Annotated in this window: 11 protein-coding genes and 1 pseudogene; 5 read left to right on the top strand and 7 right to left on the bottom strand. The window is 71.0% G+C overall.

Features of this window, described 5'->3' with window-relative positions; genetic code table 11:
* Window positions 1-25: 25 nt before the first annotated feature.
* Window positions 26-1768 (top strand): pyruvate dehydrogenase, encoded by a 1743-nt coding sequence (locus IG02_RS0124795; RefSeq protein ID WP_030752258.1) that lies wholly within the window; start codon window positions 26-28, stop codon window positions 1766-1768.
* A 178-nt stretch (window positions 1769-1946) separates the two neighbouring features.
* On the opposite strand, the pseudogene IG02_RS36940 reads toward IG02_RS0124795, so the two are convergent.
* A pseudogene (locus IG02_RS36940) lies at window positions 1947-3544 on the bottom strand (IS200/IS605 family accessory protein TnpB-related protein).
* Between the two features lie 220 nt (window positions 3545-3764).
* A complete protein-coding gene (locus tag IG02_RS0124785) occupies window positions 3765-4346 on the bottom strand; it encodes a DUF5919 domain-containing protein (protein ID WP_199814082.1) in 582 nt (193 codons plus the stop codon).
* 342 nt (window positions 4347-4688) lie between these two features.
* On the opposite strand from IG02_RS0124785, the gene IG02_RS0124780 reads away from it, so the two are divergent.
* A complete protein-coding gene (locus IG02_RS0124780; RefSeq protein ID WP_030752255.1) occupies window positions 4689-4874 on the top strand; it encodes a hypothetical protein in 186 nt (61 codons plus the stop codon).
* An 807-nt stretch (window positions 4875-5681) separates the two neighbouring features.
* Here IG02_RS0124780 and IG02_RS0124770 read toward each other — a convergent pair.
* The 3 genes from IG02_RS0124770 to IG02_RS0124760 are packed head-to-tail and all read right to left on the bottom strand — an operon-like array spanning window position 5682 to window position 7942.
* On the bottom strand, window positions 5682-6389 hold the full coding sequence (locus IG02_RS0124770) for a B3/4 domain-containing protein (protein ID WP_030752251.1): 708 nt from the start codon (window positions 6387-6389) through the stop codon (window positions 5682-5684).
* A 37-nt stretch (window positions 6390-6426) separates the two neighbouring features.
* A complete protein-coding gene (locus IG02_RS0124765; RefSeq protein WP_030752248.1) occupies window positions 6427-7074 on the bottom strand; it encodes an FMN-binding negative transcriptional regulator in 648 nt (215 codons plus the stop codon).
* 31 nt (window positions 7075-7105) lie between these two features.
* Window positions 7106-7942, bottom strand: a complete 837-nt coding sequence (locus tag IG02_RS0124760) for a DMT family transporter (RefSeq protein WP_030752245.1) — start codon at window positions 7940-7942, stop codon at window positions 7106-7108.
* 117 nt (window positions 7943-8059) lie between these two features.
* Here IG02_RS0124760 and IG02_RS0124755 point away from each other — a divergent pair, with 117 nt between their 5' ends.
* Window positions 8060-8635, top strand: a complete 576-nt coding sequence (locus tag IG02_RS0124755) for a helix-turn-helix domain-containing protein (RefSeq protein WP_030752242.1) — start codon at window positions 8060-8062, stop codon at window positions 8633-8635.
* A gap of 119 nt (window positions 8636-8754) precedes the next feature.
* On the opposite strand, the gene IG02_RS0124750 is transcribed toward IG02_RS0124755, so the two are convergent.
* Window positions 8755-9756, bottom strand: coding sequence for a GlxA family transcriptional regulator (locus tag IG02_RS0124750; protein WP_037804136.1), 1002 nt, complete (start codon window positions 9754-9756; stop codon window positions 8755-8757).
* A gap of 102 nt (window positions 9757-9858) precedes the next feature.
* On the opposite strand from IG02_RS0124750, the gene IG02_RS0124745 reads away from it, so the two are divergent.
* Window positions 9859-10497 (top strand): HD domain-containing protein, encoded by a 639-nt coding sequence (locus IG02_RS0124745; protein ID WP_030752236.1) that lies wholly within the window; start codon window positions 9859-9861, stop codon window positions 10495-10497.
* A 168-nt stretch (window positions 10498-10665) separates the two neighbouring features.
* Here the strand turns inward: IG02_RS0124745 and IG02_RS0124740 are convergent, their stop codons facing one another.
* On the bottom strand, window positions 10666-13878 hold the full coding sequence (locus IG02_RS0124740; protein ID WP_030752233.1) for an alpha-mannosidase: 3213 nt from the start codon (window positions 13876-13878) through the stop codon (window positions 10666-10668).
* 244 nt (window positions 13879-14122) lie between these two features.
* On the opposite strand from IG02_RS0124740, the gene IG02_RS0124735 reads away from it, so the two are divergent.
* A complete protein-coding gene (locus IG02_RS0124735) occupies window positions 14123-14527 on the top strand; it encodes an ATP-binding protein (protein ID WP_030752230.1) in 405 nt (134 codons plus the stop codon).
* Window positions 14528-14666: the final 139 nt, after the last annotated feature.

The raw sequence follows: 14666 nt of genomic DNA, 5'->3' as shown, positions 1-14666 counted from the left end.
GAGACTCCGGAAAGGGTGCGCTCCCATGGCCAAACAGAACGTCGCGGAACAGTTCGTCGACATCCTCGCCAGGGCCGGTGTGCAGCGGTTGTACGGTGTCGTCGGCGACAGCCTCAACCCCGTCGTCGACGCCGTTCGCCGTAACGCCGCCATCGACTGGGTGCAGGTCAGGCACGAGGAGGCCGCGGCCTTCGCGGCCGGTGCCGAGGCCCAGATCACCGGCAAGCTCGCCGCCTGCGCGGGCTCCTGCGGACCGGGCAACCTGCATCTGATCAACGGCCTGTACGACGCCCACCGCTCCATGGCGCCCGTCCTCGCCCTCGCCTCCCACATCCCGTCGAGCGAGATCGGGCTCAACTACTTCCAGGAGACCCATCCCGACCGGCTGTTCGCCGAGTGCAGCCACTACAGCGAGATGATCTCCAGCCCGCGGCAGATGCCCCGGCTGCTCCAGACGGCGATCCAGCACGCGGTCGGACAGGGCGGTGTCAGCGTGGTCACCCTCCCCGGCGACATCGCCGCGGCGCCCGCCCCGGAGCGGGCGGCGGAGCACGCGATGGTCACCTCCCGGCCGTCGGTGCGCCCCGGGGACGGCGAGATCGACCGGCTCGCCCGGATGATCGACGAGGCGGACCGGGTCACTCTCTTCTGCGGAAGCGGCACGGCGGGCGCGCACGCCGAGGTGATGGAGTTCGCCGAGCGGGTCAAGTCCCCGGTCGGGCACGCGCTGCGGGGCAAGGAATGGATTCAGTACGACAATCCGTTCGACGTGGGAATGAGTGGACTGCTCGGCTACGGTGCCGCGTACGAGGCCACCCACGAGTGCGACCTGCTGATCCTGCTCGGCACGGACTTCCCGTACAACGCCTTCCTGCCCGACGACGTGAAGATCGCGCAGGTCGACGTGCGGCCCGAGCACCTCGGCCGCCGCACCAAGCTGGACCTCGCCGTGTGGGGCGATGTCCGCGAGACGCTCACCTGCCTGATTCCCAAGGTGCGCGCCAAGACGGACCGCCGCTTCCTCGACAGGATGCTCAAGAAGCACGCCGACGCCCTGGAGGGTGTGGTCAAGGCGTACACCCGCAAGGTGGACCGGCACATCCCGATCCACCCCGAGTACGTCGCCGCCGTGCTGGACGACGTCGCCGACGACGACGCCGTGTTCACGGTGGACACCGGCATGTGCAACGTCTGGGCCGCGCGCTACCTCTCGCCGAACGGCCGCCGCCGCGTCATCGGCTCGTTCAGCCACGGATCGATGGCCAACGCGCTGCCGCAGGCGATCGGCGCGCAGTTCACCGACCGGCGCCGGCAGGTCGTCTCGATGTCGGGGGACGGCGGATTCGCCATGCTCATGGGCGACTTCCTCACGCTCGTCCAGTACGACCTGCCGGTGAAGATCGTCCTGTTCAACAACTCCTCGCTCGGCATGGTGGAGCTGGAGATGATGGTGGCGGGACTGCCGGCGTACGGCACCGGCAACCACAATCCCGACTTCGCCGCCATCGCCCGCGCCGCCGGAGCGCACGGCGTACGGGTGGAGAAGCCCAAGCAGCTCGCGGCCGCGCTCAAGGACGCCTTCAGGCACCCGGGCCCGGCCCTCGTGGACGTGGTCACGGACCCGAACGCCCTGTCCATCCCGCCGAAGATCAGCGCCGAGATGGTGACGGGCTTCGCCCTCTCCGCGAGCAAGATCGTGCTGGACGGCGGGGTGGGCCGCATGGTCCAGATGGCCCGTTCCAACCTGCGCAACGTGCCGCGCCCGTAGTCGTCGGGGCACGCTGCGCCTCCGCGACACGCCCCGGGCCGGCGGACGTGGGCACCCGGGACGTACCGGGTGCCAAGCCCGTCGGCTACGCCGGGGTGAGCCGGAGAGTGAGGATGCGGAAGACCGTACCTAGCACAGCGAACCGTTCCTAGAGACTGAGTGGGGGTGAGCCCTGTTGTCAGGGCTCGTGCTCAGCCGAACGCCCCGGACGGTGTTGGGCGTTCTGGTCGACCGCGTTCGCTCCATGTCCGGGCGGCATGGATCGTGTCCGTGGTCCGGGGATACGGGGGCGGTTTCCCTCACGCCCCGGGCTGTCCGGTCGGGCCTGGACGGTCCGATGCCTCGCACGATCGCTCTGGTCGTGTGGGGGCGGTGCCGTCCGACGCCGGATCGGGTGTCCCAGGGCGCGCCTTCCGATCGCCACGGCTGCCGCGTCGTGGCGAGTGGTCCTCCTGATCTTGCCGGTGAGGGGTTTCTGCCAGTGCTGGGCGCCCATCGGCTGGTGTAGGCCGGGTCGACGACGATGACGGGGATGCCGAGTTGGGCCGCCATGCTCACCAGCCGTGACCGCAGCCTGGAGACGGGCATGCCCGAGATCAGGTTCCGGAAGCTTTTACGGCGGCCGTGCTTCTCGCGGGTCTTCTCCCTCTGGAAGTCGAGGTCCTCGACCGCGATGGCCAGGCCGTGGCGTGCGGCCCAGTGCAGCAGCCGAATCAGGGCGTGTCTGACCTGCGCGTCGCGGTGGTCGGCGGTGCCGGTCAGGTCGTAGCCGAAGCGGAGTGGTTCGCCGGTGGGGTTGCCGTGCCGGTCCAGACGCCAGGCGGCAAGGTGGTCGGCGTTGGTGTCGACACCGACCAGACCGTTCTCGCGGGCCGCCTCCAGCGGCATCGTCCTGGCCGGGGAGAGGGTCCAGGACGCGGTCAGATACCAGCGGCCCCGGCCCACGTCCTGGTGGATGCGGTACGCCACGGCCCTGTGAGCGGCGACGCGGTCGGCCCACTGCTCGCCCCGGTGCGCGAACAACACCCTCACGGCCAGGACGTACCGGCCGTGGGGCGCGTTGGCCAGGTGCGCCAGCGGGGCAGGGAGCTTGAGCGAGACCTCGCCGTCAGGCGTGACGCGGATGGTCTCGTTGCCGTGGCGCTTGCCGGACTCGCCGTCAGCCTGCAGAAACCGGCGTCCGGCCTGCCACCGGGCGCGCCACTCGGTCTCGGTGAGCTGGGCGGCCTGAAGGTGGTGGCGGGTGTTCAGCAGCCGTTTACCGCCGCGCACCACATGCACGATGCCGGCCTGCCAGTCGGCCCGTGCCGCTCGGAGCCGGTCTTCGAGGACGTGCAGACGGCGGGACTTGGCGAACCACTCCTGCCTGCCGCGATATCCACCGGGCGCCCGCTTGGTGCCTTTCTCGCCGAGGGGCAGGGACAACCGGTGCCTGAGCATGTCCACACCCGCCTGGAGGCTGTGGATGTGGGCCAACAGGCCGCGCCGGGCGAGCGCCCACTGATCGCGGGTGGCCTTCGTGACCGACCCCGCCCAGGGCGAGGAGGACTCCCCAGTGAGAACACGCTTGCGTTCGGCCCACTGCCCGCTGTCGTGCTTCAGCCCGGACGCACACCGCGCCTTGAGATCACGGGAGGCCAGCGCGCCGAGAAGATCGCCGACCAGGCACAGCACACTCTCGTCCTCGCCGGTCAAATGCTTGAGCCGGGTACGGACCGCGACACCCGAAGGGCCGGGCGCCACGTACGGCGCCGCCACCTCCCGCAGCCCAGCCACCCCCAGACCCATGCCGCAGAAAACCGTCACCACGCCCAACGACCACCACCAGCAAAAGTCACGCATTCGACCCAAGAACTCTCGTTCCCCGCAGGCGGGAGCACACCCGCCACCGTCACGAGACTCACTCGTACGTCTCAGAACGCACTCAAGTACCGCCAACCGGCACCTGTTCGCAACCCCCACCGGTGAGCCGGCGGGGGTTGCGTGCGTTCCGGGGTCAGGCCGCGGCCACGGGTCGGCCGTCCTTCCACAAGGCAGCTACGTGGCCGTCGAAGCGGTCGTACAGCCCGTTGTCTCCCAGTCGTCGAAGATGCAACATGGGCGACTCGTGGCCGAGCAGACTGGACAAGTGCGGGGTGACGAGCATTTCGTCATCGAATGAGAAGACGGACAGGGCAATGTGGTCGTCGGAGAACCGGGTTTCGATGCCGGGAACTTCCCCGAGACGCTTCAGCGCGTCCAGGGTGATCCTGATGCGCGTCCCCACGGTGAGCGGCACACCTTCGATCTCCTCCCGGCGCCGCGTGACGTCGGAGTCAGGATCCCCGATCAGGAAGCGCACCGAACACCCTGACGCCGCCTTCGCCTTCAGCCTTTCGGACAACCGCGGGTGCTCTTGCCAGATGAAGTAGTTGGTGTAGCCGGCGAAGGTGATGGACGACGACGCACCGTCGATCAGCCGCGCCCATACCGCAGTCGGGCACGCGTTCCGGTACGGATAGGCGGAGACGATCTCTCGTTCGGGCCCTACCTTGATAGCGCTACGGATGGCGTTCGGCCATAGCACGTCTGTACTCACTCCCAACGCCTCCGATACATCCCGACGTGTCCCAGGATGGGGGACCCGGGTGGGATCGGAGATCAATCGCTCCACTGAATCACACGTCGATGTGCAAGAACTGCCGCGAGTACGGCACGGACTGCCCAACTGCGCGAAGTCTCCGCCAGGTCTGGAAGCGGGCGGCCGTCGCAGCGGACGCGAAGACGGGGGAGGGCGCGTGACGACGTCGATTGTGGGGTTCCCCGCCGATGGCTTCCGGCTGTCGCGGCCGGCGGCTCGTCCGGGCGCCTGGAGGCCCCTGTGCACGTGTCCCGGGCTCCGGGTCCGCGTCTACCGTCGCGCCCGTCGGGAGGCGGCTTCGTGAGCATGACGATTGGCGTCTACACCCGGCACGCCGACGGCAACCGGACCATCAGGGTTCCGACGTACACCGTCACCGGCGATGAGACAGAGACGATGGACGTGGGGCACCCCTGCTACCGCGACTGCCCGGCGCACAAGGGCGAAGAAATGGGCGACAAGCGCAGAGGGGCTGAGTTCCTGTGATCCGACGTCGCGTCGGCCTTCCGGAGCCTCGTCGGGCGCCCGACTCCGTGGCGGCCTTGCCGGTGTGCTCGGCGGTGGCGGCGCTCCCGACAGACGTCGCGCTGAACCTCCGGGTCGTCGAGTTGCGGCCGGTCCTTGACGGGTTGCTTCTGGCCTGTGCCAACCGGGAGCCGGCACCGCATCCCCATTACGGCCACATCCCCCGTTCCCGCGCGATGTACGTGTGGGACGACTGACAGACTGCCCGGCGTGAACGACACGTTCGGGCCGGACGCACACAGCGCCTTTCCGCGCTGACGGGTCGCTCAAGTGCTTTGCCTGTGGAGCCGCTTGGCCCTGCCCCCGTAGCCCCCCCCGTGTGGCGGAGCGCTCAGCCAACCGCACGGGATGAGGGCGGAAGCGCCAACCTGCGCAACGTGCCGCGGCCATAGTTTTCGAGGCTCGGTTCGCCTCCGGGGCACGGGTGGCGGCTGCGCCGGCGAACGTGGGCCGCCGCGGGCGCCACGGACGCCCGGGACGCAGAACGTACCCGGGTTCTGTGGACATTGTCCGTTGCAATTCGACTTTGCGGGTGTGCCCCGTGACTACCTTGGTGACGAACCTTCGGGCCGCGCATGGCCGGGATCTTGTGTGAAATTCGATCTTGCGTTTCCGGCCTCGGGAGCACCGGTACAACCGTGGTGCTGAGAGCGATCATGGTCGGCCAGTGCACCGGCTGGGGCCCGCTGGGATTTTCGGAGAGCTCGTTGGGCGGGTCTTGGTGCTGGCTACGGTCCGCTTCCTGCCGGTAAGAGTTCTGACTGGTGTTCAGATGCTGACCTGCGGGTGTGCGGGGCTGAGGTAGTGGACGGTGCTCTGAGCGGCGTGGTCGGCGAGCAGGCCGAGCAGTTCGCCGGCGGCTGTCTTCAGGAGGCGGCCGTCGCGGGTGTTGTGGAGGGTTTCGAGGACGAAGGCGACGTGGGTGGAGTCTTCGGTGACGCGGGTGCGGTGGGCGTCGCGGTGGTTCCAGTGGCGGGTCAGTACGTCGGTGGTGTCGGTGTAGATGATCTCGCCGGGCTTGGGGTGTTCGACGGTGTCGGGTTCGCCGAGCGGGGTGAAGGTCTCGGTGCCGTCGGCGTGGCGGATTTCGACGTCGCCGGTGACGTGGTCGAGGTCGAAGGCTCCGGCGGGCAGGCCGTGGCGGACGGAGACGGCGTTGTAGGAGTCGACGGCCGGGTTGATCCGAGGCAGGGCGCCCTTCTTGGCGAGGCGGCGGCCGAGGGCGTCGACGCTGGGGCGGATGCGGCGGGGGTTGGTGCCGAAGCAGCGGTAGGCGGTGTGCCATGCCTCGATGCGCGGGTCGGCCTCGTCGGCGGGGGCCCAGGTGTTGTCCGCGAGCTGCCGTTCCAGGTCCTCCAGGGCGGTCGTGGTGGCTGGCCAGGGTTCGTGGCCGCGCAGGCCGGTGGCGGTGACGACGGCGATGAGGGCGCCGGGGAAGGCGTCCGCGACGGCGGGGCTGATGCGGAAAGTGGTCATCGAAGGGTCCGTTCAGGCAGTACGGGGCGGTGAGGGGTCAGGCCTTCCAGGGGCCGATGCGGTCCAGTCGGCGCAGCTGCTGGGCGGCGGTGGGTGCGTCCAGGACGGTGCCGCGCTCGGTGAGCCGGCGGGCGGTGTCGGCGCGCTGCTCGACGGGCTTGTGGTCGTCGTACTTGAACTTCGCGCGAACGTCGGTGACGTCCAGGCGCAGGCCCCGGATGCCCGGCAGCATCCGCCCGTACGGCGGCTGGTCGGGGTCGATGGGGGCGTGGTCGCCGTCGGGCTGGAAGTGGGCCATCTGCTGGCGCAGCAGCTCGGCCTTGTCCGCCGGATCATCGACGACGGTGGCCCGGCAGGTGAACTGGACGGCGGCGTAGTAGCTGGTGGGGACGCCGTCGGTGGGCGGGATGCCCGGCTTGGCGCGCCAGGTGCCGGGGATGAAGGCGTAGTCGCTGGTGACGGTGAACGTGACGTTCGGATCGGCTTCGATCGCCTTCCACACGGGGTTGGGGCGGGCGAGGTGGACCAGCAGGGCGGCGCCGTCGATGGTGAAGTGGGTGGGCACGACGACGGGCGCGTGCCCGGGGAGGCCGTTGACGCTGAGGAGGCCGAAGTCGTGGCCGTCGGCGATCCAGGTCTGCCATTCGGCGTCGTCCAGGGCGGCGTCCCAGGGCTGGATGAACATCGCGGAGTCCTTCCGGTGCGGGGTGGGGGGATCAGGCGAGGGCGAGGAGGCTGACGGCGACGGCGGCGGTGCCCAGGCCGATCAGCTGGCCGCGGTGGATGCGCTCGGCCAGGACGCTGCGGGCCAGCAGGACGGTGCCGGCCGGATACAGGGCGGTGATCACGGCGACGACGGCCAGGTCGCCGCTGCGGGCGGCGAGCAGGAACAGCAGGTTGGCGACCGAGTCCAGCACCCCGGCCGTCGCCGAGATCGCGTAGGCGGGCTTCTCGGGGCCCAGCCGCCGGAACATCACACCGGCGGCGGCCAGGGTGACGGCGGAGGAGACGGCGCGGCCGATGATCAGCGGGCCGACGCCGCTGTCCGCGGGCGCCTGGTGCAGGAAGATCAGTTGCAGGGCGATGGCCGCGCCGGCGCCGAAGGCCAGCAGCAGCGCGGTGCGCGAGGGCCGGGCGGACTTCGCGCCGTGTCCGGCGCTGACCAGCACCACCGCCGCCAGCGCCAGCGGCAGGCCGATCAGCCCGGCCAGGCCCAGGTGCTCGCCCCGCATCAGTCCGACCCCGACCGGCAGCGTGGCGGAGATCAGCGCGGTGACGGGCGACAGGACGTTCATCGGGCCGATCGCGAGCGTGCGGTAGAGCAGGGCGAACGCGGCGGCCGACGCGACGCCGGAGGCGGCGCCCCAGGCGAGGGTGGCGGGGGCGAAGGAGGCGCCGAGGATGGGCCACAGCAGCAGCTCGACGGTGAGCGAGGCCGGAGCGGCGATCATCACGGTGCGCAGGACGTGGGCCTTGCGGGCGCCGAGACCGCCGAGGAAGTCGGCGCACCCGTAGGCCAGGGAGCTGCCCAGGGCCAGCAGCAGAGCGATCACGGTACATCCCTTACTATCAATGGAGCGACTACACCGTACAACGCACCGACCGGGAGTCGTCAACCGAACGACCGCACGGTGCAGTGCACTGATCCACTGCCTGGAGAGGATGACGCGATGGCCGAGACCGAGGCGGCACTGCGGACGCTCGCGCACAACGTCCGCGCGGCCCGCACCCGCGCCGGACTGTCCCTGGACGAACTCGGCCGCCGCGCCAAGGTCAGCAAGGGAGCCCTCGTCGCCCTGGAGAAGGCCCAGAGCAACCCGAACTTCGCCACCCTGGTCCGCCTCGCCGACACCCTGGGCATCTCGGTGTCCGCGCTGATGGAGGGGCCGGCCGAAGGGCGGGTCCGGGTCGCGTCCGCCGATGCCGTCATGCCCCTGTGGGCCGGAGAGAAAGGCAGCGAGGCGCGGCTCATGCTGACCACCTCGGGGCCGGCCCCGGTCGAGGTCTGGCGCTGGAAACTGGAGCCGGGCGAGGAGTACCCCAGCCACCCGCACCAGAGCGGCGTCGTGGAGACCGTCAGCGTCACCGCCGGACAGATGGTGCTCGTCGTCGACGGCACCGAGCACGTGGTCGAGGCCGGACAGACCGCCACGTTCGACGGCGACGCCCCCCACACCTACCGCGGCTCAGGCACCGACACCTGCCGCCTGATCATGACCGTCCACCTGCCCCCCGGCCCCGCGTAACACCCGCGCGAGACAGGGGGCCGGGCCGGACCAGGTCCTGTTCCCGTATGGCCACGGTCAGGGTGGCGAGTGACGCCGTGCGACGTTCGGGGTGTGGTCGCGCTGCCGTGCCGTGCGGATCAGGCCGTGGGATTTTCCGCCCTGTCCGCGGCTTCCGGGGTCACGGACCGTGCTGTGCCGGTGGTGGCGAAGCGGTGGCGGTAGGCGGTGGGGGTGATGCCGAGGTGGCGGTCGAAGGCGCGACGGAGGGTTTCGTCGCTGCCGAAGCCGCTGTGCCGGGCGGCCGAGGTGACACTGTGCCCATCGAGGAGAAGCTGTTGGGCACGGTCGAGACGGACCCGCTCGACCCAGCGGGCGGGGGTGGTGCCCAATTCCGTATGGAACAGCCGGGTCAGGTGCCGGGGGCTGACGGCCGCGGCGCGGGCCATGGACGGCAGACCGTGGTCGGCGGCCGGGTCGGCCAGCACCGAGTCGATCAGGGTGCGCAGCAGGTCGTTGCGGGCGGGCGGCGTGGCAGCCGTGGTGAATTGTGACTGCCCGCCTGGACGCTGCAGGAAGACCACCAGTTCCCGTGCGATGTGGCGGACCGCATCGGCACCGTGGTCGTCCTCGACAAGGGCCAGGGCCAGATCAATGCCCGCGCTGACACCCGCAGAGGTGATGTACCGGCCGTCCCGGACATGGATCGCGTCCGGCTCGACGTGCACCTGGGGGTGCCGGCGCGCGAGTGCGCCGGCATGCCGCCAGTGCGTGGCCGCCCGGCGTCCGTCGAGCAGGCCGAGGCCGGCCAGGGCGAAAGCGCCGGTGCACACCGAGGCGACCCGCGTCGCTCGCGCGGCCACAGTGCGGACCGTCGCGAGCAGCTCCGCATCCACCGGCCGCTCGGCGAGGCAGTCGCCTCCGGCCACGAGCACCGTATCGATCCGCCGGGCTTCGGCCGCCGTGACGGTGCCGCTCAGCGGCATCCCGGTCGAGGTGGTGACTTCACCACCGTGCGCGGAAATCAGAATCAGGTCGTAGGGGTGGCCGAGTCTGCCCGCTTGGTGCAGGACCTCCGCGGGGCCACTGACGTCCAGCATGGTCACACCGTCGAACACCACGAAGCCCACACGCTGTGTCATGTCCGTATCTGTGGTTTCTTTGTCAGGAAGGACATGGCGCCATGGTACGTGCCGGACCATTCTGGGAGTCGAACCGCCAAGACGAGGAGGGGGACAGACAACATGAGTGAGACAATCGCGGACGTGCAGATCCCGGACAGCGCTCTGGCGCGGGAGGCGACCGAGCTGGTCCGTGAGGCGGCCTCACCGCTGCTGTTCGACCACTCCCGGCGAGTGTTCCTCTGGGGATCGCTGCGCGGGCGTGAACAGGGGCTCCGGTTCGATCCGGAACTGCTGTATGTCGGGGCGATGTTCCATGACCTGGGGCTGACCGAGCGGTTCCGCCGCACCGATCAGCGTTTCGAGATCGACGGCGCCGACGAGGCGCGGCGGTTCCTGCACGCCCACGGTATCACCGGTGAGGCGGCCGACCAGGTCTGGACGGCGATCGCCCTGCACACCACACCGGAGATCCCGCTCCATATGGCACCCGAGATCGCCCTGGTCACCCGGGGAGTGGAACTGGACGTGCTGGGCATCGGCTACCACACCGTCTCGGACGAACAGCGCGCAGCCGTGGTGGATGCCCATCCCCGCCCGGACTTCAAGGATGGGATTCTGGCCGCGTTCACCGAAGGCATCAAGGACCGCCCCGATACGACGTTCGGTAACGTCAAGGCCGACGTACTCGCCCACTGCGTGCCCGGATTCGTCCGCGGCGACTTCGTCGAGGTCATCAAGAACTCCGCCTGGCCCGAATAGTGCCCAGGCCCCTGGCCGACGAGGACCGGCCAGCACCGCGAGCACGGTGACAGCGCCGTCATCCAGCTTGACGTCAGCCAGTCCAACCCCCGCGCACCCGGCCTGCCGCGAGTACGAAAACCGCATCAGCGCGCTCGCACCGACAACCCGGGCGCCCGGTCCCGTCGGCTACGCCGGGGTGAGCCGGAGGGTGAGGATCTGGAACGGCCGCAGCCGCAGCCGCAGCCCCTCCTCGTCCGTCTCCGCGTCGTGCAGCGGCCGTTCCAGCAGGTCCGTCACGCGCGCGCCGGTGATCGGGAAGCCCACGCGCAGCGTGGTCTCCGCCCGGCCGCCGGCCGACTCGTAGAGCCGTACGATCACGTCCCCGCCGCGGTCCTCCGCGAGCTTCACCGCCTCGACGGTCACCGCCGGATGGTCCACCCGGACCACCGGCGGCTGCTCGGGCGCGGGCGACACGCGCAGCGGGAGATTGAGCGCCAGCCCCTCCCGCACGGCGTCCTCGACCCCGGCCCCGGGCAGCAGCGCGTAGGTGAACCGGTGCGTGCCCAGATCCGTCTCCGGGTCCGGGCTGTGCGGGGCGCGCAGCAGAGTCAGCCGCACGGTCGTACCGAGCCCGTCGGGATGCGGGGTGCGCGCCACGTCGTGGCCGTATGTCGAATCGTTCAGCACCGCGACGCCGTAGCCGGGCTCCGTCACCCGCAGCCAGCGGTGCGCGCAGATCTCGAAGCGGGCCGCGTCCCAGCCGGTGTTCTCGTGCGTCGGCCGGTGGACGTGGCCGAACTGGATCTCCGCCGTGGACCGTTCGGCGTGGACGTCCAGCGGGAACGCCGCCTTGAGGACCTTCTCCGACTCCTGCCAGTCGACCTCCGTGACGATGTCGACCCGGCGGCTGTCGGCGGTCAGCCGGATCTCCTGGGTGATGCGGGACTCCCGCCGCGCCCCGAAGGTCCGCACCACACGCACCGCCGCCCTGAGCGGACCCTCCTCGACCAGCTCGACGGAGTCGGCCTCGGTGAGATCGGTGTGCCGGCGCCGGTAGTGCCGGTCGAGGTCCCAGGCGTCCCAGTTGTTGGGGTGGTCGGGATGCAGTTGCAGCAGATTTCCCCGGCCGCCCGGCGTCAGCACCTCACGGCCCGCCTTCCGGTCCCGTACGGACACCAGCAGTCCGTCCGCCGCGCCGACGACCACGTCCAGGTACGCGTTGCTCAGGATGTGGGTGCCCGATCCGGACACGGCCGAGACGGGGTCGGGCGCGAGCGGGGTGAACGTGCCCGGCGCGAGCGCCCGTACGAGCGCCGGGACGAGCACACCGCCGTCGGCCGTCGGCTGCGTCATGACGCCTTCCGCCACGTCCTGGGGCCGGGCGGTGACCACGTCGCGGCGCGCGTACGGCGCCGCGTTCCACACGCCGACGGCGCTGTCCCCGGGCGTCAGCGCCGCCACCGCGTCCGCGACGATGCCCGTCAGCTCGTCCCGTACCGCCTCGTACGTCGCACGGGCCTCACGGTGCACCCAGGCGATCGACGACCCCGGCAGGATGTCGTGGAACTGGTGGAGCAGGACGGTCTTCCACAGCCGGTCGAGAGCGTCGTAGGGGTACGCGTACGAGCCGGAGCCGGAGCCGGAGCCGGAGTCCGGGACGGCGCCGGAGCCAGGGCCGGATCCGGGGCCGGGCGTGGTGCCGGGCGCGGCCGGCGGGTTCCCCTCCGTCGGGCCCGACCGCAGCGCGGCCGCCGTCGCCCACAACTCGGCCTCCCGCAAAAGGTGTTCACTGCGCCGGTTGCCCTGCTTGGTCTTGGCCTGGGTGGTGTACGTCGCCCGGTGCAGCTCCAGATACAGCTCGCCCGACCAGACGGGCGCCTGCGCCCCGTACTCCTCCTCGGCCGCCGCGAAGAACGCCGACGGCCGTTCGATCTCCACCCGGGGCGAGCCCTCCAGGGACCGCAGCCGCCGCGCCTTCTCCAGCATCTCCCGCGTCGGACCGCCGCCCCCGTCGCCCCAGCCGAACGGCACCAGCGACCGGGAGGACCGGCCCTTCTCCGTGAAATTCCGCTCGGCGTGGGCCAGTTCGGACGCGTGGAACTGGGCGTTGTAGGTGTCGACCGGAGGGAAGTGCGTGAAGACGCGGGTGCCGTCGATGCCCTCCCACCAGAAGGTGTGGTGGGGCATCTTGTTGAACTGGTTCCAGGAGAGCTTCTGGGTGAGGAACCACCTGACCCCCGCCAGCCGCGCGAGCTGGGGGAAGGCGGCCGTGTAGCCGAACGAGTCCGGCAGCCAGATCTCCTCCGTCTCCACCCCCAGCTCCTCCTGGAAGAAGCGCTTCCCGTGCACGATCTGCCGGGCCAGCGCCTCCCCGCCCGGCATGTTGGCGTCCGACTCCACCCACATGGAGCCCACCGGTGCCCAGTTCCCCTCCGCCACAGCCCGTTTGATCCGCTCCCAGATGTGCGGCTGGTGATCGCGCACCCAGGCGTACTGCTGCGCCTGTGAGCAGGCGAAGACCAGCTCCGGGTAGTCCGCGGCGAGCGCCGTGACGTTGGCGAAGGTCCGGGACGCCTTCCGGACGGTCTCGCGCAGGGGCCACAGCCACGCCGAGTCGATGTGGGCGTGGCCGGTCGCCGAGACCCGGTGGGCGCTCGCGGCGGCCGGGCGGTCGAGGACGCCGGCCAGCCGGGCCCGTGCCGCCGTGGCCGTGCCGGGCACGTCGTGCAGGTCCAGCGCGTCCAGCATGTCCTCCAGCGCGCGCAGGATCTCGTGTCGCCTGGCCCGGTCGGCGGGCAGCTCGCGCATCAGCTCCGAGAGCACCTCGATGTCCAGCACCAGGTGCCAGACCTCCTCGTCCAGGACCGCCAGGTCGGCGGAGCGGAAGCGGTAGAGCGGCCGGTCACCGGCGGTCAGGACGTCGCCCAGCGGGGTCGGCTCGCCGCCCTGCGGCACGGCCGGGTTGGCCGCGGCCTCCAGCAGGAGGTGGACCGCCTCGCCGCCGGCCGCGGGCGCGGCGACCGGGACGTGCCGGTTGCGTGGGTGGATGCCCTTGAGCGGTACGCCGGCGGCGTCGTGGACCAGTCCCTCGGCCTGGAAGCCCGGCCCTTCGCCGCTGAACCCGGGGTCGATGACGGCCTCCACCCGGCGGCCGGCCCACTCCTCCGGAACGACGCCCTCCAGCCGGAACCAGCTCGTGGACCAGGGCGCGCCCCATTCCGTACCGGCCACGAAGGGCTCGTAACCGCCCTGGAGGGCCTGCTCCACCGGCACCGGCTCGCCCGGCACGTGCCAGACCGAGAGGGCGAGCGGTTCGCGCGCCGTGTACTGCGCCGGGCGGATGAACTGGCGCAGCGCGCGCTCCAAGCGCCCCTCCACCAGTGAGCGGTCGTCATGCATCGGTGACTCCTCGCGTCGGCACTTCGCGTCGGCAGTTCGCATCGGCTCTTCGCCGGAACCCGGCTCTGACGGAAGCTTCCCCGGACGGCCCCGGCGCACCCTCCGGGATACGGGAGGTACGGCGGTACGGATGAGGCAGGCGGCGTGACGAACCCCATGCGTGGCGCTTCCGGGCCGGGGGCATGCATTCCGTGTACGCGTTCGATGGCAGGGGAAACCGTCGGCACGAACTGGGGGGACGGACGTGAAGACCGGGTTACGGCGCAGAGTGGGCGGCGCCGATCTCGCGGCGGTTCCGGAGGTGCGGCACGCGTTACGCGAGATGCTGCGGCACTGGCCGGAGCCGGATTCCGCGGCGGTGGCGGAGCTGTTGATGAGCGAGCTCGTCACCAACGCGCTGGTGCACACGGAGAGCGGAGCGGTGGTGACGGCCACGGTCGCGGACTGGCGGCTGCGGGTGGAGGTGCGGGACTTCAAGGCAGGGCTGCCGAGGCCGGCTGAGCCGGCCCGGCCGGCACCCGAGGAGGCCACGCACGGCAGGGGACTGGCGTTGGTGCGGAGCCTGGCGGACGACTGGGGGATACGCGCGCGGCCGCTGGGGAAGCTGGTGTGGTTCGAGCTGAACGGCGAGAGACCGAAGGCGGCGTAGCCGGCGACCGGACAGGGCCTGGTGTGGCCCGGTGTGGCCTGGTGTTTCCTTCGGCACCGGCGGCCGGGCGCGGGGCGTGGCGGGAGCGCGTCGGCACGGCGGGAGCGCGTCGGCACGGCGGATGTTCGGCGGCGCCCGG

Origin of the sequence: Streptomyces sp. NRRL F-5135 (assembly GCF_000719775.1) — a bacterium.
Lineage (GTDB): Bacteria > Actinomycetota > Actinomycetes > Streptomycetales > Streptomycetaceae > Streptomyces > Streptomyces hebeiensis.
Note: the sequence above shows the minus strand (reverse complement) of the source record. Positions and strands in the feature narration are given on the sequence as shown.

Bases quoted from the DNA above. Each gene is read 5' to 3' on its own strand.
- IG02_RS0124755 (WP_030752242.1), top strand. From the start codon at position 8,060: ATGGCCGAGACCGAGGCGGCACTGCGGACGCTCGCGCACAACGTCCGC.
- IG02_RS0124770 (WP_030752251.1), bottom strand. From the start codon at position 6,389: ATGACCACTTTCCGCATCAGCCCCGCCGTCGCGGACGCCTTCCCCGGC.
- IG02_RS0124740 (WP_030752233.1), bottom strand. From the start codon at position 13,878: ATGCATGACGACCGCTCACTGGTGGAGGGGCGCTTGGAGCGCGCGCTG.
- IG02_RS0124765 (WP_030752248.1), bottom strand. From the start codon at position 7,074: ATGTTCATCCAGCCCTGGGACGCCGCCCTGGACGACGCCGAATGGCAG.
- IG02_RS0124750 (WP_037804136.1), bottom strand. From the start codon at position 9,756: ATGACACAGCGTGTGGGCTTCGTGGTGTTCGACGGTGTGACCATGCTG.
- IG02_RS0124795 (WP_030752258.1), top strand. From the start codon at position 26: ATGGCCAAACAGAACGTCGCGGAACAGTTCGTCGACATCCTCGCCAGG.
- IG02_RS0124745 (WP_030752236.1), top strand. From the start codon at position 9,859: ATGAGTGAGACAATCGCGGACGTGCAGATCCCGGACAGCGCTCTGGCG.